Source organism: Thermus amyloliquefaciens (assembly GCF_000744885.1).
Taxonomy (GTDB): Bacteria; Deinococcota; Deinococci; order Deinococcales; family Thermaceae; genus Thermus; species Thermus amyloliquefaciens.
This window is the reverse complement of record NZ_JQMV01000003.1, coordinates 507655-530742: the sequence shown is the minus strand read 5'-3', so window position 1 is coordinate 530742 and position 23088 is coordinate 507655. Positions and strand designations below refer to the sequence as shown.

The window sequence follows — 23088 nt, the reverse complement described above, 5'->3', positions numbered from 1 at the left end:
ATGGGATTCTTTGACGACAAGCAGGACTTCCTGGAGGAAACCTTTGCCAAGTACCCACCGGAAGGGCGCCGCTCCGCCATCATGCCCCTTTTGCGGCGGGTGCAACAGGAGGAGGGCTGGATCCGCCCGGAGCGGATAGAGGAGATCGCCCAGCTGGTGGGCACCACGGCCACGGAGGTCATGGGGGTGGCGAGCTTTTACTCCTACTACCAGTTCGTGCCCACGGGGCGGTACCACCTCCAGGTCTGCGCCACGCTTTCCTGCAAGCTGGCCGGGGCCGAGGAGCTTTGGGACTACCTCACGGAGGAGCTGGGCATCGGCCCGGGGGAGGTGACCCCGGACGGCCTTTTCAGCGTGCAGAAGGTGGAGTGCCTGGGCAGCTGCCACACGGCCCCCGTGGTCCAGGTGAACGACGAACCCTATGTGGAGTGCGTGACCCGGGCCAGGCTTAGGGCCCTCCTCGAGGGGCTCAGGGCCGGCAAGCGCCTGGAGGAGATCGAGCTTCCCGGCAAGTGCGGGCACCACGTGCACGAGGTGGAGGTATGACCGGACCCATCGTGTCTGGACTGGACCCCCGCTTTGAGCGGACCCTCTACGCCCACGTGGGGAAGGAGGGGAGCTGGACCCTGGACTACTACCTGAAGCACGGGGGGTACGAAACGGCCAAGCGGGTCCTAAGGGAGAAGACCCCAGAGGAGGTCATCGAGGAGGTGAAGCGCTCGGGCCTCAGGGGCCGGGGCGGGGCGGGCTTCCCCACCGGGGTGAAGTGGAGCTTCATGCCCAAGGACGGGAAGCAGCACTACCTCATCTGCAACGCCGACGAGTCCGAGCCGGGAAGCTTCAAGGACCGGTACATCCTGGAGGACGTGCCCCACCTGCTCCTCGAGGGCATGATCCTGGCGGGCTACGCCATAAGGGCCACGGTGGGGTACATCTACGTGCGCGGGGAGTACCGCAAGGCGGCGGACCGCCTGGAGGCGGCCATCCGGGAGGCCCGCGAGCGGGGCTACCTGGGGGAGAACCTCTTCGGCAGCGGCTTCTCCTTCAACGTCCACGTGCACCGGGGGGCCGGGGCCTACATCTGCGGGGAGGAGACCGCCCTCATGAACTCCCTGGAGGGCTTGCGGGCCAACCCCCGCCTCAAGCCCCCCTTCCCCGCCCAATCGGGGCTTTGGGGCAAGCCCACCACCATCAACAACGTGGAGACCCTGGCCTCGGTGGTGCCCATCCTGGAGCGGGGCGCCGACTGGTTCGCCAGCATGGGCACGGAGGGGTCCAAGGGGATGAAGCTTTACCAGATCTCCGGGCCCGTAAGGCGGCCGGGGGTCTATGAACTCCCCATGGGCACCACCTTCCGGGAACTCATCTACGAGTGGGCGGGAGGGCCCTTGGAGCCCATCCAGGCCCTCATCCCCGGGGGGTCCTCCACCCCGCCCCTCCCCTTCACCGAGGAGGTGCTGGACACCCCCATGAGCTACGAGCACCTCCAGGCCCAGGGCTCCATGCTGGGCACCGGGGGGGTGATCCTGATCCCGGAGCGGGTGAGCATGGTGGACGCCATGTGGAACGTGACCCGCTTCTACGCCCACGAGTCCTGCGGCAAGTGCACCCCCTGCCGGGAAGGGGTGGCGGGCTTCATGGTGAACCTCTTCGCCAAGATCGGCAGCGGCCAGGGGGAGGAGAAGGACGTGGAGAACCTGGAGGCCCTCCTCCCCCTCATCGAGGGCCGGAGCTTCTGCCCCCTGGCGGATGCCGCCGTCTGGCCGGTGAAGGGCTCGCTTAGGCACTTTAAGGACCAGTACCTGGCCCTGGCGCGGGAGAGGAAGCCCGTGCCCAGGGTGAGCCTTTGGAGGTGAAGGTGGTCAGGGTCAAGGTGAACGACCGGATCGTGGAGGTACCCCCGGGGACCAGCGTCATGGACGCGGTCTTCCATGCGGGGTACGACGTGCCCCTCTTCTGCTCGGAGAAGCACCTCTCCCCCATCGGGGCCTGCCGCATGTGCCTGGTCCGGATCGGCCTCCCCAAGCGGGGCCCGGACGGCAAGCCCCTGCTGAACGAAAGGGGGGAGCCCGAGATCGCCTGGCAACCCAAGCTGGCGGCCAGCTGCGTCACCGCCGTGGCGGACGGGATGGTGGTGGACACCCTCTCCGAGGTGGTGCGGGAGGCCCAGGCGGGGATGGTGGAGTTCACCCTCCTCAACCACCCCCTGGACTGCCCCACCTGCGACAAGGGCGGGGCCTGTGAGCTCCAGGACCGCACGGTGGAGTACGGGCTTTACGAGAAGTACTACCAGAAGGAGCCCCTGGCCCTCCCCGTCTACACCCGCTTTGAGTTCACCCGCCGCCACGTGGACAAGCACCACCCCCTCTCCCCCTTCGTGGTGCTGGACCGGGAGCGGTGCATCCACTGCAAGCGTTGCGTGCGCTACTTTGAGGAAATCCCCGGGGACGAGGTGCTGGACTTCATCGAGCGGGGAGGGCACACCTTCATCGGCACCATGGACTTCGGCCTCCCCTCGGGGTTCTCCGGGAACATCACCGACATCTGCCCGGTGGGGGCCCTTCTGGACCTCACGGCCCGCTTCCGGGCCCGCAACTGGGAGATGGAGGAGACCCCCACCACCTGCGCCCTCTGCAGCGTGGGGTGCGGCATCACCGCGGACACCCGTAGCGGGGAACTCCTAAGGATCCGGGCCCGGGAGGTGCCCGAGGTGAACGAGATCTGGCTCTGCGACGCGGGCCGCTTCGGCCACGAGTGGGCGGACCAGGACCGCCTCAAGACCCCCCTGGTGCGCAAGGGCGGGAGGCTCCAGGAGGCCACCTGGGAGGAGGCCTTCGCCGCCATCCGGGAGGGCCTTGCGGGGGCCAGGAGGCAGGAGGTGGGGATCTACCTGGGCCACGACGCCACCCTCGAGGAGGGCCTCATGGCGGCGGAGCTGGCCAAGGCCCTCGCCACCCCCCACCTGGACTTCCAGGGCCGCACCGCCGCCCCGGCCAGCCTCTTTGCGCCCGCCACCCTGGAGGAACTCCTGCGGGCCGACTTCGCCCTGGTCCTGGGGGACCCCACGGAGGAGGCCCCCCTCCTCCACCTGCGCCTTTCCGAGTTCGTGCGCGACCTCAAGCCCCCCCAGCGCTTCGCCCACGGCACCCCCTTCGCCGACCTCTCCATCAAGGAGAGGATGCCCAGGCGCCTGGACAAGATGGCCCTGTTTGCCCCCTACCGCACCCCCCTCATGAAATGGGCGGCCATCCACCAGGTCCATGCCCCCGGGGAGGAGCGGGAGATCCTCTTGGCCCTCCTGGGGGAGAAGGAGGGGGGCGAGGCGGTGCAAAGGGCCAAGAAGGCCTGGGAGAAGGCGCAAAGCCCCGTCCTCATCCTGGGGGCGGGCGTCCTCCAGGACGCGGTGGCCGCCGAGCGGGCAAGGCTCCTCGCGGAGCGCAAGGGGGCCAAGGTCCTGGCCATGACCCCGGCGGCCAACGCCCGGGGCCTCGAGGCCATGGGGGTCTGGCCCGGGGAAGGGGGTGCCGCCTGGGACGAGCCCGGAAGCCCCTACGCCTACTACGGCTATGTACCCCCGGAGGAGGCCCTTAAGGGCAAACGCTTCCTCCTGATGCACCTAAGCCACCTCCACCCCCTGGCGGAACGGTACGCAGACGTGGTCCTCCCCGCCCCCACCTTCTACGAAAAGCGGGGGCACGTGGTGAACCTGGAAGGCCGCGTCCTCCCCCTCTCCCCTGCCCCCATAGAGAACGGGGAGGCGGAGGGCGCCCTGCAGGTGCTGGCCCTCCTGGCGGAGGCCCTGGGGGTGAAGCCCCCCTTCCGCCTCCAGCGGGAGGCGGAGCGGGAGATGAGGGCGAGAAAGGTACCCCCTCCCATGGGCCTCCTCGCCCACCGCACCCGGGCCCTGCGGCCTAAGGGACAGGAGGGCCAGGTCTACCTCAAGCCCACCATGTGGCGGGAGAAGCAGCTCACGGGCAGGGTGCGGCAGGCGGTCCGCCCCGAACTCTGGGTCCATCCCGAAACCGCCCGGGCCGAGGCCCTGCCCGAAGGGGGCCAGGTGGCGGTGGAGGGCCCCATGGGCCAGGTGGTGGCCCAGGTGGTCTTCCGGGAAGACCTGCCCAAGGGCTTCCTCTACCTCTCCGCCCTTTCGCCCCTCGCCGGTCGGCGGGTCCAGGCCAGGCTCCTGGTGCCCGCGGGAGGTGAAGCATGAGCTACCCCGTGGACCCTTACTGGATGGTGGCCCTGAAGGCCTTTTTGGTGGTGGTGGGCCTCCTCACCGCCTTCGCCTTCATGACCCTCATTGAGCGCCGCCTGCTCGCCCGCTTCCAGGTCCGCCTGGGCCCCAACCGGGTGGGGCCCTTTGGCCTCTTCCAGCCCATCGCCGACGCCATCAAGAGCATCTTCAAGGAGGACCTGGTGGTGGAGCGGGCGGACAAGGTGCTTTTTGTCCTGGCCCCTTTGATCGGCGTGGTCTTTGCCCTCTTGGCCTTTGGGGCCATCCCCTTCGGCCCCCCGGGAAGCTTCTTCGGCTACCAGCCCTGGGTCCTGAACCTGGACCTGGGCCTCCTTTACCTCTTCGCCGTGAGCGAGATGGCTATCTACGGGATCTTCCTGGCGGGCTGGGCCTCGGGAAGCAAGTACAGCCTCCTGGGCTCCTTGCGCTCCTCCGCCAGCCTCATCTCCTACGAGCTGGGCCTGGGCATGGCCCTCCTCTCCCCCGTGCTCCTGGTGGGAAGCCTCAACCTGAACGACATCGTGAACTGGCAGAAGGAACACGGCTGGCTAGCCCTCTACGCCTTCCCCGCCTTCCTCCTCTACGCCATCGCCGCCCTGGCGGAGGCCGCCCGCACCCCCTTTGACCTGCCCGAGGCGGAGCAGGAGCTGGTGGGGGGGTACCACACGGAGTACAGCTCCATCAAGTGGGCCCTGTTCCAGATGACCGAGTACATCCACTTCATCACCGCCAGCGCCCTGATCCCCACCCTCTTCCTGGGGGGTTGGACCATGCCCTTCCTCGAGGTGCCCTACCTCTGGATGTTCCTCAAGATCGCCTTCTTCCTCTTCCTCTTCATCTGGATCCGGGCCACCTGGTTCCGGTTGCGCTACGATCAGCTTCTGCGCTTTGGCTGGGGCTTCCTCTTCCCGGTGGCCCTGGTCTGGTTCCTGGTGACCGCCTTGGTGGTGGCCCTGGACCTTCCCCGCTCCTACCTCCTCTACCTCTCCTTGGCCGCCCTCTTGGCCCTTCTGGGGGCGGTGATGTTTAGCCCCAAACCCGCCCGTAAAGGAGGTGGCGCATGACCCTTAAGGCCCTGGCCCAGAGCCTCGGCATCACCCTCAAGTACCTGTTCTCCAAGCCGGTAACCGTCCCCTATCCCGACGCCCCCGTGGCCCTCAAGCCCCGTTTCCACGGCCGCCACGTGCTCACCCGCCACCCCAATGGCCTGGAGAAGTGCATCGGCTGCTCCCTCTGCGCCGCCGCCTGCCCCGCCTACGCCATCTACGTGGAGCCCGCAGAAAACGACCCGGAGAACCCGGTCTCGGCGGGAGAGCGCTACGCCAAGGTCTACGAGATCAACATGCTCCGGTGCATCTTCTGCGGGCTTTGTGAGGAGGCCTGCCCCACCGGGGCCATCGTGCTGGGCTACGATTTTGAGATGGCCGACTACGAGTACTCCGACCTCATCTACGGCAAGGAGGACATGCTGGTGGACGTGGTGGGCACCAAGCCCCAGCGCCGGGAGGCCAAGATCACCGGTAAGGCGGTGAAGCCCGGCTACGTGGTGCCCTACGTGCGGCCCGAGTTGGAGGGCTTCAAGGCCCCCACGGAAGGAGGGAAGCGGTGAGCCCTTGGGAAGCCTTGGCCGTACTCCTGCTCCTCGCCACCGGGGTCCTGGTGGTGAGCCTGCGAAACGCCATCCACGCCGCCTTGGCCCTCATCGCCAACTTCCTGGTCCTGGCCGGGGTGTACATGGCCCTGGACGCCCGCTTCCTGGGCTTCATTCAGATCATCGTCTACGCCGGGGCCATCGTGGTCCTCTTCCTCTTCGTGATCATGCTCCTCTACGCCGCCCAGGGGGAGGTGGGCTTTGACCCCCTGGTGCGAAGCCGTCCCCTGGCGGCCCTCCTGGCCCTGGGGGTAGCCTTGGTCCTCCTCTCGGGGCTTTGGGGCCTGAACCTGGCCTTCACCCAGGATTTGAAGGGGGGCCTGCCCCAGGCCCTGGGGCCCCTCCTTTACGGGGACTGGCTCTTGGTGCTTCTGGCGGTGGGCTTCCTCCTCATGGCGGCCACGGTGGTGGCGGTGGCCCTGGTGCAACCCGCCCGCCCCCTGGATGCCCTGAGCCCTGAGGAGCGCAAGGAGGAGAAGGAGGTGGTGCGGTGAGCTACCTTTACGCCTCCGCCCTGCTCTTCGCCCTGGGGGTCTATGGGGTCTTGACCCGCAGGACCGCCATTTTGGTCTTCCTCTCCATCGAGCTCATGCTGAATGCCGCCAACCTCTCCCTGGTGGGCTTCGCCCGGGCCTTCGGCCTGGAGGGGCAGGTGGCCGCCCTCATGGTCATCGCCATCGCCGCCGCCGAGGTGGCGGTGGGCCTCGGCCTCATCGTGTCCATCTTCCGCCAGCGGGAGAGCACCGCGGTGGACGATCTATCGGAGCTTAGGGGGTAAGCATGTGGCTTCTTGTGACCGTTCTCCTGCCCCTTTTGGGCTTCGCCCTTCTAGGGCTTTTGGGAAAGCGGATGCGCGAACCCCTACCCGGGGTCATCGCCTCGCTTTTGGTCCTGGCCTCCTTCCTGGTGGGGACAGGGCTTCTCCTGGCCGGGGGGGCCCGCTTTGAGGCGGAGTGGCTCCCGGGAATCCCCTTCAGCCTCCTCTTGGACAACCTCTCGGGCTTCATGCTCCTCATCGTCACCGGGGTGGGCTTCCTCATCCACGTCTACGCCATCGGCTACATGGCGGGGGACCCGGGCTACAGCCGCTTCTTTGCCTACTTCAACTTCTTCATCGCCATGATGCTCACCCTGGTCCTGGCCGACAGCTACCCGGTGATGTTCATCGGCTGGGAGGGGGTGGGCCTGGCCAGCTTCCTCCTCATCGGCTTCTGGTACAAGAACGCCCAGTACGCCGACTCCGCCCGCAAGGCCTTCATCGTGAACCGCATCGGGGACCTGGGCTTCATGCTGGGCATGGCCATCCTCTGGGCCCTTTACGGCACGCTTTCCATCAGCGAGCTCAAGGAAGCCCTGGAAGGCCCCCTGAAGAACCCGAGCCTCCTGGCCCTGGCGGGCCTCCTCCTCTTCCTGGGGGCGGTGGGGAAAAGCGCCCAGGTGCCCCTCATGGTCTGGCTTCCCGACGCCATGGCCGGCCCCACCCCCGTTTCCGCCCTCATCCACGCGGCCACCATGGTGACCGCCGGGGTCTACCTGGTGGCCAGGAGCTCCTTCCTCTACGCCAACCTCCCCGACGTTTCCTACACCATCGCCGTCATAGGCCTCCTCACCGCCCTTTACGGAGCCCTTTCCGCCTTTGGCCAGACCGATATCAAGAAGATCGTGGCCTACTCGACCATCAGCCAGCTGGGCTACATGTTCCTGGCGGCGGGGGTAGGGGCCTACTGGGTGGCCCTCTTCCACGTCTTCACCCACGCCTTCTTCAAGGCCCTCCTCTTCCTGGCCTCGGGAAGCGTGATCCACGCCCTGGGCGGGGAACAGGACGTGCGCAAGATGGGCGGGCTTTGGAAGCACCTGCCCCAGACCCGGTGGCACGGGCTCATCGGGGCCTTGGCCCTGGGAGGCCTTCCCCTTCTCTCCGGCTTCTGGTCCAAGGACGCCATCCTCACCGCCACCCTCACCTACCCCTTCGGCGGGTTGGGCTTTTACCTGGGGGCACTCTTCGTGGCGGTGCTCACCGCCATGTACGCCATGCGCTGGTTCGTCCTGGTCTTCCTGGGGGAGGAGCGGGGCCACCACCACCCCCACGAGGCCCCCGCGGTGATGCTCTGGCCCAACCACCTCCTGGCCCTGGGCTCGGTGCTGGCGGGGTACCTGGCCCTGCCCCATCCCCTGCCCAATCTCCTCGAGCCCTTCCTCAAGCCCACCTTGGCGGAGGTGGAGGCCCACCACCTCTCCGTGGGCGCCGAATGGGGCCTCATCGCCCTCTCGGGGGCGGTGGCCCTCTTGGGGCTTTGGCTCGGCTATACCTTCTTCCAGCGAAAGGCCTTCCCCGCCTGGTACCTCACCTTTGAGGCCTGGAGCCGGGAAAGCTTCTTTGTCGACCGGGTGTACAACGCCCTCCTGGTGAACCCCCTGAAGGCCCTAGCGGAAGCCCTCTTCGCGGGGGATACGGGCCTTCTGCGGGGCTATTTCGGCCTCGGCGGGGCGGTGCGGAACCTGGGCCAAGGGATCGCCCGCCTGCAGACCGGTTACCTAAGGGTCTACGCCCTGCTCTTCGTGCTGGGCGCTTTGGTGCTACTGGGGGTGATGCGGTGGTAATCCTGGCGATTCTTCTACCCGTTGTCTTCGGCATCCTCCTCCTTTTGGGCCTTCCCCGCACCCTGGGGGTCCTGGGCGGGGCCTTAAGCTTCCTCCTCAACCTGTACCTCTTCCTCACCCACCCGGGGGGGGTGGCCCATGAGGTAACCCTTCCCCTGCTTCCTGGGCTCGGGGTTTACTGGGCCTTTGGGCTAGACGGGCTTGCCGCCCTATTCTTTCTCACCATCGGCCTCACCGTCTTCCTGGGGGCTTTGGTGGCGCAGGTGGAAGGCCGGTTCTTGGGCCTGGCCCTCCTCATGTCCGGCCTTCTCCTGGGGCTTTTCGCCGCCCGGGACCTTTTGGTCTTCTACCTTTTCTTTGAGGCGGCCCTCATCCCCGCCCTCCTCATGCTCTTCCTCTATGGCGGTGAGGGGCGGGTTAAGGCCCTTTACACCTTCCTCCTCTTCACCCTGGCGGGGTCTTTGCCCATGCTGGCCGCCATCCTGGCGGTGAAGGCCCTGGGGGGAAGCCCCAGCTTCCTCCTCGAGGACCTCCTGGCCCACCCGGTTGGGGAAGGCGCCGCCTTCTGGGTATTTCTGGGCTTCGCCCTGGCCTTCGCCATCAAAACGCCCCTTTTCCCCCTGCACGCCTGGCTTCCCCCGTTCCACCAGGAAAACCACCCCTCGGGGCTGGCGGACGCCCTGGGCACCCTGTACAAGGTGGGGGTCTTCGCCTTCTTCCGCTTCGCCATCCCCCTCGCCCCTGGGGGCTTTGCGGAGCTCCAGGGGCTTCTCCTCTTCCTGGCGGCCCTCTCCGCCCTCTACGGCGCCTGGGTGGCCTTCTCCGCCAAGGACTTCAAGACCCTTTTGGCCTACGCCGGGGTTTCCCACATGGGGGTGGCGGCCTTGGGGGTCTTCTCCGGCACCCCGGAAGGCGCCTTGGGGGGGCTTTACCTCCTGGCGGCCAGCGGCGTCTACACGGGAGGGCTCTTCCTCCTGGCAGGCCGGCTGCACGCGCGGCTTCACACCCTGGAGATCGGCCGGTTCCGGGGCCTGGCCGAAAGCGCCCCCGGCCTGAGCGCCCTGGCCCTCTTCCTCTTCCTGGCCATGGTGGGGCTTCCCGGCCTTTCCGGCTTTCCTGGGGAGCTTATGACCCTCCTCGGCGCCTACAAGACCAGCCCCTGGCTCACCGCCCTCGCCTTCCTCTCGGTGATCGCCGGGGCCGCCTATGCCCTTACCGCCTTCCAGAAGGTCTTCTGGGAGGTGGGTGGCCAAAGGACGGAGGACCTGAAGGGGAGGGAGTGGCCCTTTGCCGTCCTGGCGGTGGCCGCCTTGGTCCTCATGGGGATCTTCCCCGGGTTCTTCGTAAAGGGCCTTAAGCCCCTGGCGGAGGCCTTTGCCAAGATCCTCGGAGGTGGCGCATGACCCTTGTGCTGCTGAGCTCCTTCGCCGTGGCCCTCACCCTTTTGGGCTTCTTCGTTTCGGTGCCCCTTTTCAAACGGCTCACCATCCTGGGGCTCTCCTTGGCCCTCCTGGCCCTCCTTCTCACCTGGGGTCAGCCCTTCGCCCTCGGCCCCTACCAGCTGGACGGCGTCGCCCGGGTCTTCACCCTGCTTGCCCTTTTGGGGGCCCTCTGGACCGTGGGGTTGGTGCGCACCCGGCGGTTTGAATTCCATCTCCTGGTCCTCTACGCCGCCTTGGGCATGCACCTCCTGGCCTCCACCAAAAACCTCATCCTGATGCTGGTGGCCCTCGAGGCCCTCTCCTTGCCCCTTTACGCCCTGGCCACCTGGCGGCGGGGGGCGGGCCTGGAGGCGGCCTTGAAGTACTTCCTCCTGGGGGCCTTGGCGGCCGCCTTCTTCCTCTACGGCACCGCCCTCCACTTTGGGGCCACGGGGAGCCTCGAGGCGGGAACCCCTGGGGAGGGCCCCCTTTACGCCTTGGCCCTGGGCCTTCTCCTGGTGGGCCTGGGCTTCAAGGTGGCCCTGGCCCCCTTCCACTTCTGGACCCCGGACGTCTACCAGGGTAGCCCCACCCCGGTGGTGCTCTTCATGGCCACGGGGGTGAAGGCGGCCGCCTTTGCGGCCCTGCTCCGGGTGGCCGCCCCGGGTGTCCCTGAGGCCCTAGGCCTCCTCATCGCCCTCTCCGTGGTCCTGGGGAACCTGGCCGCCCTGGGCCAGAAGGAGGCCAAGCGGCTCCTCGCCTACAGCTCCATCGCCCATGCGGGGTACATGGCCTTGGCGCTTTACACGGGGAACGCCCAAGCCCTGGGCTTTTACCTCCTCACCTATGTGCTGGCCACGGGGCTGGCCTTCGCGGTCCTCTCGGAGATCTCCCCCGACCAGGTGCCCCTGGAGAGGATCAAGGGCCTTTTCCACCAGGACCCGCTCCTGGGCTTGGGCCTCTTCGTCTCCTCCCTTTCCCTCCTGGGCCTGCCTCCCCTGGCGGGCTTTTGGGGCAAGTACCTGGTCTTTAGCGAGGCGGCCAAGGCGGGCCAGTGGGGGCTTTTGGTGCTGGCCCTCCTCACCAGCGCCGTGAGCGCCTACTACTATCTGGCCCTGGGCCTGGCCGTGTTCCAGAAGGGCGCGGCCGAGGCCCGCCCCCGTCCCTTGGCCCGGAGCGTGGCCTTCGGGGTGGCGCTCCTCCTCATCCTGCTAGGCCTCATCCCCGGGGCCCTTCTCCCCGCCCTGGCCGCAAGCTGAAAAAAGGGCAAGGTCCAAAGCCCTCCTGGAGCCCCGTCGTGGCCCACGCCACGACGGGGCCCAGCCTTCTTGCCCACGCCCGGTTTACACTCAAGGCATGGAGGACCCCCTGGCCCATCTGCCGCGGGAGCTTTTGCACAAGGATCCCCTGGGGTACGTGGCCCGGGGGGCCCAGTGCTTGCCCAAGGAGCTGCGAGGGGCATGGCTCCTGGGGGTGGTCAGCGGCTTCCTCTGGCCGGAGGCCCCTCCGCCCAAGGACCTTGCCGCCTGCTTCCGCCGAAGCGAGGGGGCCTGGCGGGAGGCGGAGGCGTACTTCCTGGAAACGGGTCTGGACTTCCCGGTGGTGGTGAGCCAGTGGGCTAAGGAGGCCCTGGACCCCCTTCTCCACCGCAAAAGGGAACCCCCCTGGGAACGCCTCGTCCTGGCCTTCCAGGGAGGCCAGGGGTTGGGCCGGTACCTGCGGCGCCGGGCTAGGGATTAAGGACCAGCCGGACCACCCGCCACCCTAGCCCCTGGCGCTCCATCAGCAAACCGGTTTGCGGGTCGTTCCTATGGTGGACAAAAACCCGGGATAACCCCTGCCATTTGAGCCGCCACCGGCGCACCTCCTCCAGACCCACCTCCCCGGGGTCTTTCCCCGTGCCCACGCTGGCAAGACCCTCTGGCGTAAGCAGGGAGTCCACCACGGCCTGGATCAAGCCCCCGGCCAAGAGCACCCCTAAGGCCGCGAAGGGGTTTTCCTGGTTCCTTTCCAGCTCTTTGACCATGGCGGCATGGAGATCCGCTTTGAGGGCTTCTCTAACCCGGGGAAAGTCCACGTACCGTTCCAGGGCCGCCGCATCCCGGCGCTCAATGGCCACCTGGAGCCCCCGGAGGGCAAAGTAAGGGGAAAGCACCAGGTAGCCCCCCAGGACCAGGGGCAGGAGAACCGCCAGCCACCAGCGAGCTTTCACTGAAGCTACTCTAGCCAGCGGAAACCCTGGCGTCAACCCTTAGAGGATCCGTTTCCCCAGGAGGCTTAAGGCCAACCCCACCATCATCTCCGCGGTGCGGTTTCGCTCGTCCAAGATGGGGTTCACCTCCACCAGGTCCAGGCTTCGCACCTGGCCCGACTGGGCCAGGATCTCCATGAGGAGGTGCGCCTCCCGGTAGGAAAGCCCCCCGGGCACCGGGGTCCCCACCCCCGGGGCCAGGGTGGGGTCCAGAACGTCGGCGTCCAGGGAGATGTGCAGGGGCAGGCCAGCAAGCCTTTGCAAAACCTCCTCGGCGATGCGGGCCACCCCCAGACGGTCCACCTCGTGCATGGTGTACACGGTAACCCCCATCTCCCTAAGGAGCCGCTTCTCCCCTGGGTCCAGGCTCCTTACCCCCACCAGGACCACCCTTTGGGGATCCACCGCCCGGAAGACCTCGGTGAGGCGGGGGTGCCCAAGCCCACAGAGCACCGCCAGGGGCATGCCGTGGATGTTGCCCGAGGGGCTGGTCTCGGGGGTGTTGAAGTCCCCATGGGCGTCCACCCAGACCACCCCCAGGGGTTCCCGGGCCACCCCGCTCACCGAGCCCATGCTTAGGGAATGGTCCCCGCCCAAGACGATGGGAAACACCCCTTCGGGAAGGGAGCGGAGCCGCTCCTTAAGCTCGAGGGCGGCCTGGCGGATCTCCTCCAGGTAGTTCTCCCCGCCCAGGCGTCGCCCCTTTCGCCTAAGGGTCTCCGCCACGGGGACCCGCACATCCCCCAGGTCCTCCACCGCCAAGCCCAGGGCCTCGAGCTCCTCCGCCAGGCGGGCGTAGCGCAAGGCGGAAGGCCCCATGTCCACCCCACGCCGCCCCGCACCCAAGTCCATGGGCACCCCTAGGATGGCCACCCGGTCCATGGGGGGCATGGTAGCAGAAACCCCCATGCACCGCTTGGGAACTTTATGCCCTCCCTCTAGGAAAAAGGCGGGCGGGGAGCTATACTTAGAAGGATGGAATACCGCGAGGTGGCAAGCATCAACCTGGCCCGCCTCTTGCGGGAAGGAGGAACGGTCCGCGCCGCAGGCGTGGTGCAGGAAGCCTTTCGGGTAGGCGAGGAGCGCTTCCCCTTGGCGGGGGAAGCCACGTGGAAGGTGGCGGTCTCCGCCGTGGGCGGGGACGAGTACTGGCTTTCGGGCGAGGTGGAGGGGGTAGCCCTCATGGAGTGCCGCCGCTGCCTCAAGCCCACCCCTACCCCCATCCACGCCCACTTCCAGCACCTTCTCCGCTACCAGCAGGGCCTAAGCGAGGTGGTCTTCCACGAGGAGGCGGAGGAGGAGTACTACGCCTTCGGCGAGCCCGACCTGGACCTTCTGCCCTTCCTCACCGAGGCCTTTGTCACGGAGATGCCCTACACCGTCCTCTGCCAGGAGGGGTGCAAGGGCCTATGCCCCGTGTGTGGGGCGGACCGCAACCTGGTGGACTGCGGCCACGAGCCGGAGGCCCACCACCCCCTCCTGGGCCTTAAGGACCTCCTTCCCGAACTTTAGCGGGTCTGCTATACTACCAGGGGTTTAGCGGGGGCCAAGCCCCCCTGGAGGACTGGAGATGGCCAAGCACCCTGTACCCAAGAAGAAAACCTCTAAGGCGCGGCGCGATGCCCGTAGGAGCCACCACGCCCTGACTCCCCCGACCCTGGTTCCCTGCCCCGAGTGCAAGGCGATGAAGCCCCCGCACACCGTCTGCCCGGAGTGCGGCTACTACGACGGGCGCAAGGTGCTAGAAGTCTAGACCGGGTCAAGACAAGGGGCCCCGGAGCCCGGGGCCTCAACTTTTTTCACCGCCAGTGGGTATAGTGGTGCCCATGACGGGAGGTCAGGCACCGGGCATCCTGGCCCTGGGGGCTTACGTCCCCGAAAGGGTCATGAAAAACGAGGAATTTGAGGCCTATCTGGACACCTCCGACGAGTGGATCGTGACCCGCACGGGCATCCGGGAGCGGCGCATCGCCGCCGAGGACGAGTACACCTCGGACCTGGCCTTCAAGGCGGTGGAGGACCTCCTCAGGCGGCACCCGGGGGCCCTGGAGGGGGTGGATGGGGTGATCGTGGCCACCAACACCCCCGATGCCCTTTTCCCCGACACCGCCGCCTTGGTCCAGGCCCGCTTTGGCCTCCAGGGCTTCGCCTACGACCTGTTGGCGGGCTGCCCGGGATGGCTTTACGCCTTGGCCCAGGCCCATGCCATGGTGGCGGCGGGCCTGGCCCGAAAGGTGCTGGTGGTGGGCGCCGAGGCGCTTTCCAAGATCCTGGACTGGAACGACCGGGCCACCGCGGTCCTCTTCGGGGACGCGGGGGGTGCGGCGGTGGTGGGAAGGGTGCGGGAAGGCTTCGGCTTCCGCTCCTTCGTGCTGGGGGCCGACGGCACCGGGGCCAAGGAGCTCTACCACGCCTGCGTGGCGCCCAGGCTTCCCGACGGCACCTCCATGGAGAAACGCCTTCACATGAACGGGCGGGAGGTCTTCAAGTTCGCGGTGCGGGTGATGAACACCGCCACCCTCGAGGCCATCGAGAAGGCCGGCCTCAGCCCTGAGGACATCAAGGTCTTTGTCCCCCACCAGGCGAACCTCAGGATCATCGACGCCGCCCGGGAACGCCTGGGCCTGCCCTGGGAGCGGGTGGTGGTGAACGTGGACCGCTACGGCAACACCTCCACCGCCTCCATCCCCCTGGCCCTCAAGGAGGCGGTGGACGCGGGGCGCATCCAAGAGGGGGACCACGTCCTCCTGGTCTCCTTCGGGGCCGGGCTCACCTGGGCCGCCGCGGTCCTCACCTGGGGGGGTCCTGATGTACGCCGCCCTTTTCCCGGGCCAAGGCTCCCAGCGGGTGGGCATGGGAAGGGCCCTCTATGAGGCCTTCCCCGCCGCCAAGGAGGTGCTGGACCGCGCGGAAGCCACCCTCCCGGGCCTGCAGGGGCTCATGTGGGAGGGCCCCGAGGAGGCCCTCACCCTCACGGAAAACCAGCAGCCCGCCCTCCTGGCGGTGGGCTATGCCGCCTACCGGGCCTTTTTGGAGGCCGGGGGGCGGGAACCCTTCCTGGCCGCCGGCCACTCCCTGGGGGAGTGGACGGCCCACGTGGCCGCGGGCACCCTGGAGCTGGAGGATGCCCTGAGGCTGGTGCGCCTCAGGGGCCGGTACATGCAGGAGGCCGTGCCCCCTGGCCAAGGGGCCATGGCCGCCATCCTGAAGCTTCCCCTCGAGGCCATCCAGGAAGCCCTGACCGGGCTAGAGGGGGTGGAGATCGCCAACCTCAATAGCCCCGAGCAGACGGTGATCTCCGGGCGCAAGGAGGCGGTGGAGGAGGCGGCGGAGAGGCTCAAGGCCAGGCGGGCCCGGGTGGTCTTCCTGCCGGTTTCCGCCCCCTTCCACTCCTCCCTGATGGCCCCCGCCCGGGAGCGCCTCGCCCGGGACCTGGCCCAGGTGCGCCTGCGGAAACCCCGTTTCCCCGTCTACGCCAACGTGACCGCCAGGCCCGAGGAGGACCCCGAGCGCATCCGGGACCTCTTGCTGCAACAGATCACGGCCCCGGTGCGCTGGGTGGAGATCCTGAGGGATATGGAACAAAGGGGGGTCCGGCGCTTCTTGGAGTTCGGGAGCGGGGAGGTGCTCAAAGGCCTTGTGGCCCGGACCCTGAAGGAGGCCCAGGCCTTCTCCGTGGGGGACCCGGAAGGGGTACGGAAGGCGTTGGAGGTGGAGGATGCGTAAGGCACTGGTGACGGGGGCGAGCCGAGGCATCGGCCGGGCCATCGCCCTTAGGCTGGCCAAGGAGGGGTACGCCCTGGTGATCCACTACGGGCAGAACCGGGAGAAGGCGGAGGAGGTGGCCGAGGAGGCCAGGAGGCTGGGAAGCCCCTTGGTGGGGGTCCTGGGGGCCAACCTCCTGGAGGCCGAGGCGGCCACCGCCCTGGTCCACGGGGCGGCGGAGATCCTGGGGGGGCTGGACACCCTGGTCAATAACGCCGGCATCACCCGGGACACCCTCCTCATCCGCATGAAGGACGAGGACTGGGAGGCGGTGCTGGAGGCCAACCTCTCCGCCGTCTTCCGCACCACCCGGGAAGCGGTGAAGCTCATGATGAAGGCCCGCTTCGGGCGCATCGTGAACATCACCAGCGTGGTGGGCCTCCTGGGCAACCCGGGCCAGGCCAACTACGTGGCCTCCAAGGCCGGGCTCATCGGCTTCACCCGGGCGGTGGCCAAGGAGTACGCCGCCAGGGGGATCACGGTGAACGCCGTGGCCCCGGGGTTCATAGAAACCGAGATGACGGCTAAGCTCCCTAAGGAGGTCCAGGAGGCCTACCTGAAGAACATCCCCGCAGGCCGCTTCGGCCGCCCCGAGGAGGTGGCGGAGGCGGTGGCCTTTTTGGTTTCGGAGGCCGCCGGGTACATCACGGGCCAGACCCTGTGCGTGGACGGGGGGCTCACCCCCCATTGAAGGGGCCAGGCCCGGGGCCGTACCCCGTGGTAAAATCCCCAAGGGAGGTTTTTCATGACGGAGCAGGAAATCTTTGAAAAGGTCAGGGCGGTTATCGCGGACAAGCTCTCGGTGGAACCCGAGAAGATCACCCTCGAGGCCCGCTTCATCGAGGACCTGGGGGCGGACAGCCTGGACACCGTGGAGCTCATCATGGGCCTGGAGGACGAGTTCGGCCTGGAGATCTCCGACGAGGAGGCCGAGAAGATCCGCACCGTCAAGGACGCCGTGGCCTACATCCAGGCCAAGCTGGGCTAAGGCCCACCGGCTTAAGGGGGCACAGGAGGTGCCCCCTTTCCCTATCCCTGGGGCCTTCCCGGTATACTACCCCCATGCGACGCGTGGTGGTTACCGGCCTAGGACCCCTTACCCCCATCGGCGTGGGGGCGGAAGCTTACCATAAGGCCCAGCTGGCTGGAAAAAGCGGGGTCCGCCCCATCACCCGCTTTGACGCCTCGGCCCTGCCGGTGCGCATCGCCGCCGAGGTGGACGTAAACCCCGAGGACTACCTGGACAAAAAGGAGCTTAGGCGCCTGGACCGGTTCGTCCAGTACGCCCTGATCGCCGCCGAGCTGGCCCTTAGGGATGCGGGGCTGGAGCCCGGTGCCCTAAACCCCGAGCGGGTGGGCACCCTGGTGGGCACGGGGATTGGGGGCATGGAGACCTGGGAGGCCCAGAGCAAGGTCTTCCTGGAGCGGGGGCCAAACCGCATCAGCCCCTTCTTCATCCCCATGATGATCGCCAACATGGCCTCGGCCCACATCGCCATGCGCTACGGCTTCATGGGGCCAAGCTCCACCGCGGTCACCGCCTGCGCCACGGGATCGGACGCCATCGGCAGCGCCTTTCGCATGATCCAGCTGGGGGAGGCCGACATCGTCCTCGCCGGGGGCACGGAGGCCGCCATCACCCCCATGGCCATCGGGGCCTTCGCGGTGATGCGGGCCCTTTCCACCCGGAACGAGGAGCCCCATAAGGCCAGCCGGCCCTTCACCCTAAGCCGGGATGGGTTCGTGATGGGGGAAGGGGCCGGGGTCCTGGTCCTGGAGGAGTACGAGCACGCCAAGAGGCGGGGCGCCAGGATCTACGCCGAGCTGGTGGGCTTTGGCCGGAGCGCCGACGCCCACCACATCACCGAGCCCCACCCCGAGGGGAAAGGGGCCGCTTTGGCCATGCGCCGCGCCCTTTTGGACGCCAAGGTCAACCCCGAGGCGGTGGGCTACATCAACGCCCACGGCACCTCCACCCCCGTGGGGGACCGGGCGGAGGTCTTGGCCATCAAAGAAGTTTTCGGGGATCACGCCAAGAAGCTCATGGTCTCTAGCACCAAGAGCATGACCGGCCACCTCCTGGGGGCAGCGGGGGGCATTGAGGCCATCGCCACGGTGCAGGCCCTTTACCACGGGGTCATCCCGCCCACCATCAACCTCGAGGACCCGGACCCCGAGCTGGACCTGGACTTCGTGCCCGAGCCCAGGGAGGCCCAGGTGGACTACGCCCTCTCCAACTCCTTCGCCTTCGGCGGCCAGAACGCCGTCCTCCTCTTCAAGCGGGTTTAGGATGCTCTTCCCCCGGGAAAAGCTCCTGGAGCTGGAGGCGGAGAGGCTCGCCCCCTACGCGCAAAAGGCCCGGGACACCCGGGGGCGGGAGCATCCCGAGGCCGAGTCGGCCTACCGCACCCCTTACCAGAAGGACCGGGACCGCATCCTGCACACCACCGCCTTCCGCCGCCTGGAGTACAAGACCCAGGTCTTCCCCAACTGGGCGGGGGACTACTACCGCACCCGCCTCACCCACACCCTGGAGGTGGCCCAGGTGTCCCGCTCCATCGCCCGCGCCCTGGGCCTCAACGAGGACCTCACCGAGGCCATCGCCCTCTCCCACGACCTGGGCCACCCCCCCTTCGGCCACACGGGGGAGAAGATCCTGGATGGGCTCATGCGGGACCACGGAGGCTTTGAGCACAACGCCCAGGCCCTCAGGATCCTCACCCAACTGGAGGTGCGCTACCCCGGCTTCAGGGGCTTGAACCTCACCTACGAGGTCCTGGAGGGGATCGCCACCCACGAGGCCGCCTACGCCCCCGGGTTCAAGCCAGAGTACCCGGGGCGGGGCACCCTGGAAGCCCAGGTGGTGGACCTCTCGGACGCCATCGCCTACGCCGCCCACGACCTGGACGATGGCCTCCGAAGCGGCCTCCTCCGCCCCGAGGAGCTCAGCGAGGTGCCCTTCATACGGGAGCTGGGCCGGGAGGAGGGCCTGGACCTCCTGCGCTTCTCCGAGTTCTCCCGCCGGGTCCTGGTACGCCAGCTTCTGGGCTACCTCATCACCGCCGCCATAGAGGCCACCCACCAGCGGGTGGAGGCCGCCCGGGTGGAAAGCGCCGAGGCGGTGCGCCGCCACCCCGAGCGCCTGGCGGCCTTAACCCAGGAGGCGGAAGGGGCCCACCGGGAGCTCAAGGCCTTCCTCCTGGAGCGCTTCTACCGCCACCCGGAGGTCCTGAGGGAGCGGCGCAAAGCGGAAAACGTCCTGGAAAAACTCTTCCGCACCTACATCCGGTATCCGGAAATCCTGCCCAAGGAGGTGCAGGCCCGGATCCCCGAGGAGGGGCTGGAGCGGGCGGTGTGCGACTACATCGCCGGGATGACGGACCGGTACGCCCTCGAGGCCTACCGTAAGCTCTTCCCCTAAAACCCCGGGGGGATGAGGAATAGAATGGGTAAGTGAAAGCCCTGGACTGGAATACCCTCTTTGGCGAGCGGGCAGGGCGCATCCAGGCCTCCACCATCCGCGAGCTCCTAAAGCTCACCCAGCGCCCTGGGGTGATCAGCTTTGCGGGGGGGCTTCCCGCCCCCGAGCTCTTCCCCAAGGAGGAGGCGGCCCTTAAGGCGGCGGAGATCCTAAGGGAAAAGGGCGAGGTGGCCCTGCAGTATGGGCCCACGGAGGGCTACCTCCCCTTGCGGGCCTGGGTAGCGGACTGGCTAGGGGTGAGGGTGGAGGAGGTCCTCATCACCACGGGAAGCCAGCAGGCCCTGGACCTCCTGGGCAAGGTCTTCCTGGACGAGGGAAGCCCCCTGCTCCTCGAGGCCCCCAGCTACATGGGGGCCATCCAGGCCTTCCGGGCCTACGGGCCCCGCTTCCTCACCGTGCCCGCGGGGGAGGAGGGGCCGGACCTGGACGCCCTGGAAGGGGTGCTGAAGCGGGAGCGCCCCCGCTTCCTCTACCTCATCCCCTCCTTCCAGAACCCCTCGGGGGGCCTGATGCCCCTGAAGGCCCGGGAGCGCCTCCTGGAGACGGTTATGAAGGAGGGCCTCCTGGTGGTGGAGGACGACGCCTACCGGGAGCTCTACTTCGGGGAAAGCCGCCTGCCAAGCCTCTTTGAGCTGGCCCGGGAGGCGGGCTACCCCGGGGTCATCTACCTTTCCAGCTTCTCCAAGATCCTCTCCCCTGGCCTGCGGGTGGCCTTCGCCGTGGCCCACCCCGAGGCCATCCTCAAGCTCACCCAGGCCAAGCAGGGGGTGGACCTGCACACCCCGGTCCTCAACCAGATGCTGGTCCACGCCCTGGTGCAGGAGGGCTTCCCCGAGCGCCTCCTAAGGATCCGGGCCACCTACCGGGCCAAGGCAGCGGCCATGCTGGAGGCCCTGGACCGGGAGATGCCCAAGGAGGTGGGCTACACCCGGCCCAAGGGGGGTATGTTCGTGTGGATGACCCTCCCCGAGGGGCTTTCCGCGGAGGCCCTCTTCCAAGAGGCCATCGCCCAGGACGTGGCCTTCGTGCCGGGCGGGCCCTTCTTCGCGGCTGGCGGCGGGGAGAACACCCTAAGGCTCTCCTACGCCACCATGAGCCCAGAGGGGATCGCCGAGGGGGTCAAACGCCTGGCCAAGGCCCTGAAGGGGCTACTGGCCCCGGCCTAGGAAGAGCAAGGGCTCCCTCTTGCGCAGGGCTTCTATTAGGGCATCCAGGAAGGCTTCCCCCCTCTGAACGGTTCCCAGGGGATCCCGCAAAAGGGGGGTTCTCCGGGAATCCACCTCTATGACCCAATGCCCCTCCACCAAACCCTGAGCCCAAAGGGGAGGTTGCCTTCGGGAGAGGGCCTTTAGACCTTCTTTGAAGCGGTCGTACACGGAAGCAAGCTCCTCCCCTTCTGGGTAGCGGTCCCCTCCCCTCTTCTTGGTGGGTGCCCCGTAATCAAGGACGACCACGTACCCCACCACCACCTCGGGAAAAAGCATCTGCACCGAGGAAACTTCCCCCACCAGGTCGTCCAAGCGGTTGGGCCAGGAGCCGCCTGGGTTGCGCAGGATGGACTTCAGGGAGAGGAGGAGCCGGGGCTTGGGGGGAAGCTGGGGCCCCTCGGGGTACACCAGGCCCACATCCCAGGACTTCTCCCGGGCCAGACCCCGCACCGGGACTTCGCGCCGCAGGTGGGCCCAGAGGTGGGACGGGAGCCGGGCGCGCAAACGGCGCACCAGGTAGTCGGCCATGGGGTTCTGCCGCCCGCTATCCCGAGAGGAAGCCCCTAAAATCCCTTGGAGCGCCCTCTCCAGCTCTTCTACCCATCCCTCCTGCTCCACTAAACCCCCTCCACCACCAGGCTGTGGCCCTTCGCCTCCCGCCCAAAACGCTTTCGCGCCAACTCCGCATACCGGGGTACCAGCTCCACCCCAAGGGAACTCCGCCCGTGCCGGGCAGCGGCCACAAGGGTGGTTCCGGTGCCCGCAAAGGGATCCAGCACCACATCCCCCACGAAGCTGAACATGCGCACCAGCCTTTCTGCCAGCTCCAAGGGGAAAGGGGCGGGATGGGCCTTGGTGCTCTCCCCGGGGATGTCGTCCCAGATCTGCCGGAACCAGAGAGCGAAGAGCTCCTTGGGAATGCGGCTTAGTTCCCTCTGCTCAGGGGTGGGCCTGCGGTAGCCCCCGGGCTTCCTTTGCATCAAGATGTACTCCACCTCGGTCTTGATGATGGCCCCGGGCTCATAGGGCTTACCCAGGAAGAAGCCGGGGCGGTCGGCCTCGAGGGCCGCATTGGTGTGCTTGTGCCAGAGGATGGGGTTGAGGTTGTCAAAGCCAATCCTTCGGCAACGCACCTGGATATCGGCATGGAGGGGGAAAACCAGGTGGCGCCCGAACCGCCTCCGGGCCACGGCCACATCCCCCACCACCACGATGAGCCTCCCCCCGGGGACCAGCACCCGGAAGACCTCCTGCCAAACCCGGTCCAACTCGTCCAGAAAGGCTTCGTAGTCCTCCACGTGCCCAAGTTGCCCCGGGGCGTCCTCGTAACGCTTCAGGGTCCAGTAGGGAGGCGAGGTGAGGACCAGGTGCACGGAGGCCTCGGGCAAGGTCCGCAACACCTCCCGGGCATCCCCCACCAGAAGGCGGTGGGTGGTGGGGAAAGGGGAAGAGCCCTCGCCAAGCACCCCCGGGGGTTCCTGGTCTAAGGTGCGAAGAGGATTGGGGCTCATTGGGCCTCAGTATACTGGGCGCTCTCCCGCAGCACGCCTTCCGGCCACCGCCCCCCCAGGGCCTCCCAGGCTCGGACCATGTCCTGGGGCACGGGGGCCAGGAACTCCAGGATGCGCCCCGTGCGGGGGTGGGGGATGCGGAGCTCGTAGGCGTGGAGGGCCTGCCGCCCGATGTGGGGGCTTTTCCTGCCGTAGACCTCATCCCCCAGGATGGGGGCCTTTAGGTGCTTGAGGTGGACCCTGATCTGGTGGGTGCGCCCCGTGTGGGGCCGGGCCTCCACCAGGGCGTGGGGCCCGGCGGTGGCCAGCACCCGAAAGGCGGTCTCGGCGTAGCGGGGGGCAACCCCGCCCACGTGCATCTTGTGCCGCTCCACCGGGTGGCGGCCGATGGGGGCAATGAGGGTGCCCTCCCTGGGCACCCCCTCGGTGAGGGCCAGGTAGCGCTTCATCACCAGCCGGTCCCGGAAGGCCCGGGCCAGGGCCTCGAGGGCCCCCCCATGCTTGGCCACCACCAAAACGCCGGTGGTGTCCTTGTCCAGGCGGTGGACGATGCCCGGGCGCACCTCCTCTGGCCGCTCCGCCAAGAGCCCCTCCGCCCCTTCGCCAGGGAAATAGCGCGCCAGAAGGGCGTTCACCACGGTGCCCGTGTAGACCCCGGGAGCGGGATGGGTGAGGAGGCCCGGGGGCTTGTTCAGGACCAGGAGGTCCTCGTCCTCGTAGAGGACGGGGATGGGAAGGTCCTCCGGCACCACCAAGGGGCGCTCCTCCTTCGGGAAGACCTGCACCTCCTCCCCCTTCAGGCGGTAGGCGGCCTTGACCACCACCTCCCCCCCACCCGCACCCGGCCCTCGGCGATCCAGGCCTGGGCCCGGGCCCGGCTGATGCCGCAGGCCTCGGCCACCGCCTGGTCCAGGCGCACCCCCTCCATGCGAAACCGCACCACGCCCTCCATGATACGAACCCCG

At 67.8% G+C, this 23088-nt stretch carries 24 protein-coding genes and 1 pseudogene; 20 read left to right on the top strand and 5 right to left on the bottom strand.

From position 1 onward, the window contains the following. The 11 genes from nuoE (at position 1) to BS74_RS03065 (ending at position 11647) form a co-directional block, all read left to right on the top strand. On the top strand, positions 1-546 hold the full coding sequence (nuoE, locus tag BS74_RS03115) for an NADH-quinone oxidoreductase subunit NuoE (RefSeq protein ID WP_038055962.1): 546 nt from the start codon (positions 1-3) through the stop codon (positions 544-546). Further along, entirely contained in the window at positions 543-1856 is a 1314-nt protein-coding gene (nuoF, locus tag BS74_RS03110; protein WP_038055960.1) for an NADH-quinone oxidoreductase subunit NuoF, read from the top strand. Before nuoE ends, nuoF begins: the two co-directional genes overlap by 4 nt. A gap of 2 nt (positions 1857-1858) precedes the next feature. Further along, on the top strand, positions 1859-4210 hold the full coding sequence (gene nuoG / locus BS74_RS03105) for an NADH-quinone oxidoreductase subunit NuoG (RefSeq protein WP_038058797.1): 2352 nt from the start codon (positions 1859-1861) through the stop codon (positions 4208-4210). Further along, positions 4207-5298: an NADH-quinone oxidoreductase subunit NuoH gene (gene nuoH / locus BS74_RS03100; protein ID WP_038055958.1), complete on the top strand. Its 1092-nt coding sequence runs from the start codon at positions 4207-4209 to the stop codon at positions 5296-5298. Before nuoG ends, nuoH begins: the two co-directional genes overlap by 4 nt. After that, positions 5295-5843, top strand: a complete 549-nt coding sequence (nuoI, locus tag BS74_RS03095; RefSeq protein ID WP_038055956.1) for an NADH-quinone oxidoreductase subunit NuoI — start codon at positions 5295-5297, stop codon at positions 5841-5843. Before nuoH ends, nuoI begins: the two co-directional genes overlap by 4 nt. Further along, a complete protein-coding gene (locus tag BS74_RS03090) occupies positions 5840-6379 on the top strand; it encodes an NADH-quinone oxidoreductase subunit J family protein (RefSeq protein WP_038055954.1) in 540 nt (179 codons plus the stop codon). The genes nuoI and BS74_RS03090 overlap by 4 nt, the downstream gene beginning before the upstream one ends. Further along, positions 6376-6663 carry an NADH-quinone oxidoreductase subunit NuoK gene (nuoK, locus tag BS74_RS03085; protein ID WP_038055952.1) on the top strand — a complete coding sequence of 96 codons (288 nt, stop codon included), beginning with the start codon at positions 6376-6378 and terminating at the stop codon, positions 6661-6663. The genes BS74_RS03090 and nuoK overlap by 4 nt, the downstream gene beginning before the upstream one ends. Positions 6664-6665: 2 nt before the next feature. Then, entirely contained in the window at positions 6666-8486 is a 1821-nt protein-coding gene (gene nuoL, locus BS74_RS03080) for an NADH-quinone oxidoreductase subunit L (protein WP_038055951.1), read from the top strand. Further along, positions 8480-9889 carry a complex I subunit 4 family protein gene (locus tag BS74_RS03075; RefSeq protein WP_038055949.1) on the top strand — a complete coding sequence of 470 codons (1410 nt, stop codon included), beginning with the start codon at positions 8480-8482 and terminating at the stop codon, positions 9887-9889. The genes nuoL and BS74_RS03075 overlap by 7 nt, the downstream gene beginning before the upstream one ends. After that, entirely contained in the window at positions 9886-11166 is a 1281-nt protein-coding gene (locus BS74_RS03070) for an NADH-quinone oxidoreductase subunit N (protein ID WP_038055948.1), read from the top strand. The genes BS74_RS03075 and BS74_RS03070 overlap by 4 nt, the downstream gene beginning before the upstream one ends. A 97-nt stretch (positions 11167-11263) precedes the next feature. Next, positions 11264-11647 (top strand): hypothetical protein, encoded by a 384-nt coding sequence (locus tag BS74_RS03065; protein ID WP_038055946.1) that lies wholly within the window; start codon positions 11264-11266, stop codon positions 11645-11647. On the opposite strand, the gene BS74_RS03060 is transcribed toward BS74_RS03065, so the two are convergent. Together BS74_RS03060 and rocF are read right to left on the bottom strand one after the other, a co-directional pair. After that, positions 11637-12119, bottom strand: a complete 483-nt coding sequence (locus BS74_RS03060; protein ID WP_038055944.1) for a DUF2939 domain-containing protein — start codon at positions 12117-12119, stop codon at positions 11637-11639. The genes BS74_RS03065 and BS74_RS03060 overlap by 11 nt on opposite strands. Positions 12120-12158: 39 nt before the next feature. After that, entirely contained in the window at positions 12159-13049 is an 891-nt protein-coding gene (gene rocF, locus BS74_RS03055) for an arginase (RefSeq protein WP_038055942.1), read from the bottom strand. A gap of 84 nt (positions 13050-13133) precedes the next feature. On the opposite strand from rocF, the gene BS74_RS03050 reads away from it, so the two are divergent. The 9 genes from BS74_RS03050 (at position 13134) to lysN (ending at position 20570) form a co-directional block, all read left to right on the top strand. Next, positions 13134-13670: a DUF177 domain-containing protein gene (locus tag BS74_RS03050; protein WP_038055940.1), complete on the top strand. Its 537-nt coding sequence runs from the start codon at positions 13134-13136 to the stop codon at positions 13668-13670. A gap of 58 nt (positions 13671-13728) precedes the next feature. Next, on the top strand, positions 13729-13911 hold the full coding sequence (gene rpmF / locus BS74_RS11615; RefSeq protein WP_015716502.1) for a 50S ribosomal protein L32: 183 nt from the start codon (positions 13729-13731) through the stop codon (positions 13909-13911). A 73-nt stretch (positions 13912-13984) separates the two neighbouring features. Then, positions 13985-15031, top strand: a complete 1047-nt coding sequence (locus BS74_RS03045) for a beta-ketoacyl-ACP synthase III (RefSeq protein ID WP_051946735.1) — start codon at positions 13985-13987, stop codon at positions 15029-15031. Then, a complete protein-coding gene (fabD, locus tag BS74_RS03040; protein ID WP_038055938.1) occupies positions 14967-15884 on the top strand; it encodes an ACP S-malonyltransferase in 918 nt (305 codons plus the stop codon). Before BS74_RS03045 ends, fabD begins: the two co-directional genes overlap by 65 nt. Next, entirely contained in the window at positions 15877-16614 is a 738-nt protein-coding gene (gene fabG, locus BS74_RS03035; RefSeq protein ID WP_038055936.1) for a 3-oxoacyl-[acyl-carrier-protein] reductase, read from the top strand. Before fabD ends, fabG begins: the two co-directional genes overlap by 8 nt. A 54-nt stretch (positions 16615-16668) precedes the next feature. After that, entirely contained in the window at positions 16669-16911 is a 243-nt protein-coding gene (gene acpP, locus BS74_RS03030) for an acyl carrier protein (RefSeq protein ID WP_038055934.1), read from the top strand. A gap of 74 nt (positions 16912-16985) precedes the next feature. After that, a complete protein-coding gene (gene fabF, locus BS74_RS03025) occupies positions 16986-18212 on the top strand; it encodes a beta-ketoacyl-ACP synthase II (protein ID WP_038055932.1) in 1227 nt (408 codons plus the stop codon). A gap of 1 nt (position 18213) precedes the next feature. Next, on the top strand, positions 18214-19344 hold the full coding sequence (locus BS74_RS03020; RefSeq protein ID WP_038055930.1) for a deoxyguanosinetriphosphate triphosphohydrolase: 1131 nt from the start codon (positions 18214-18216) through the stop codon (positions 19342-19344). A gap of 32 nt (positions 19345-19376) precedes the next feature. Further along, positions 19377-20570, top strand: a complete 1194-nt coding sequence (lysN, locus tag BS74_RS03015) for a 2-aminoadipate transaminase (RefSeq protein WP_038055928.1) — start codon at positions 19377-19379, stop codon at positions 20568-20570. Here lysN and BS74_RS03010 read toward each other — a convergent pair. The 3 genes and pseudogenes from BS74_RS03010 to BS74_RS03000 all read right to left on the bottom strand — a co-directional run bounded on the left by BS74_RS03010 (position 20553) and on the right by BS74_RS03000 (position 23075). Then, positions 20553-21230, bottom strand: coding sequence for a hypothetical protein (locus tag BS74_RS03010; protein ID WP_245606070.1), 678 nt, complete (start codon positions 21228-21230; stop codon positions 20553-20555). The two genes, lysN and BS74_RS03010, sit on opposite strands and share 18 nt — an antisense overlap. Next, positions 21230-22123, bottom strand: a complete 894-nt coding sequence (locus BS74_RS03005) for a DNA-methyltransferase (protein ID WP_081914548.1) — start codon at positions 22121-22123, stop codon at positions 21230-21232. The genes BS74_RS03010 and BS74_RS03005 overlap by 1 nt, the downstream gene beginning before the upstream one ends. Then, a pseudogene (locus BS74_RS03000) lies at positions 22120-23075 on the bottom strand (RluA family pseudouridine synthase). Before BS74_RS03000 ends, BS74_RS03005 begins: the two are co-directional and overlap by 4 nt. Positions 23076-23088: the final 13 nt, after the last annotated feature.

Bases quoted from the DNA above. Each gene is read 5' to 3' on its own strand.
- nuoE (WP_038055962.1), top strand. From the start codon at position 1: ATGGGATTCTTTGACGACAAGCAGGACTTCCTGGAGGAAACCTTTGCC.
- nuoF (WP_038055960.1), top strand. From the start codon at position 543: ATGACCGGACCCATCGTGTCTGGACTGGACCCCCGCTTTGAGCGGACC.
- nuoH (WP_038055958.1), top strand. From the start codon at position 4,207: ATGAGCTACCCCGTGGACCCTTACTGGATGGTGGCCCTGAAGGCCTTT.
- nuoI (WP_038055956.1), top strand. From the start codon at position 5,295: ATGACCCTTAAGGCCCTGGCCCAGAGCCTCGGCATCACCCTCAAGTAC.
- nuoL (WP_038055951.1), top strand. From the start codon at position 6,666: ATGTGGCTTCTTGTGACCGTTCTCCTGCCCCTTTTGGGCTTCGCCCTT.
- BS74_RS03070 (WP_038055948.1), top strand. From the start codon at position 9,886: ATGACCCTTGTGCTGCTGAGCTCCTTCGCCGTGGCCCTCACCCTTTTG.
- BS74_RS03065 (WP_038055946.1), top strand. From the start codon at position 11,264: ATGGAGGACCCCCTGGCCCATCTGCCGCGGGAGCTTTTGCACAAGGAT.
- rocF (WP_038055942.1), bottom strand. From the start codon at position 13,049: ATGCCCCCCATGGACCGGGTGGCCATCCTAGGGGTGCCCATGGACTTG.
- BS74_RS03050 (WP_038055940.1), top strand. From the start codon at position 13,134: ATGGAATACCGCGAGGTGGCAAGCATCAACCTGGCCCGCCTCTTGCGG.
- rpmF (WP_015716502.1), top strand. From the start codon at position 13,729: ATGGCCAAGCACCCTGTACCCAAGAAGAAAACCTCTAAGGCGCGGCGC.
- BS74_RS03045 (WP_051946735.1), top strand. From the start codon at position 13,985: ATGACGGGAGGTCAGGCACCGGGCATCCTGGCCCTGGGGGCTTACGTC.
- fabD (WP_038055938.1), top strand. From the start codon at position 14,967: ATGTACGCCGCCCTTTTCCCGGGCCAAGGCTCCCAGCGGGTGGGCATG.
- fabG (WP_038055936.1), top strand. From the start codon at position 15,877: ATGCGTAAGGCACTGGTGACGGGGGCGAGCCGAGGCATCGGCCGGGCC.
- acpP (WP_038055934.1), top strand. From the start codon at position 16,669: ATGACGGAGCAGGAAATCTTTGAAAAGGTCAGGGCGGTTATCGCGGAC.
- fabF (WP_038055932.1), top strand. From the start codon at position 16,986: ATGCGACGCGTGGTGGTTACCGGCCTAGGACCCCTTACCCCCATCGGC.
- BS74_RS03020 (WP_038055930.1), top strand. From the start codon at position 18,214: ATGCTCTTCCCCCGGGAAAAGCTCCTGGAGCTGGAGGCGGAGAGGCTC.
- BS74_RS03005 (WP_081914548.1), bottom strand. From the start codon at position 22,123: ATGAGCCCCAATCCTCTTCGCACCTTAGACCAGGAACCCCCGGGGGTG.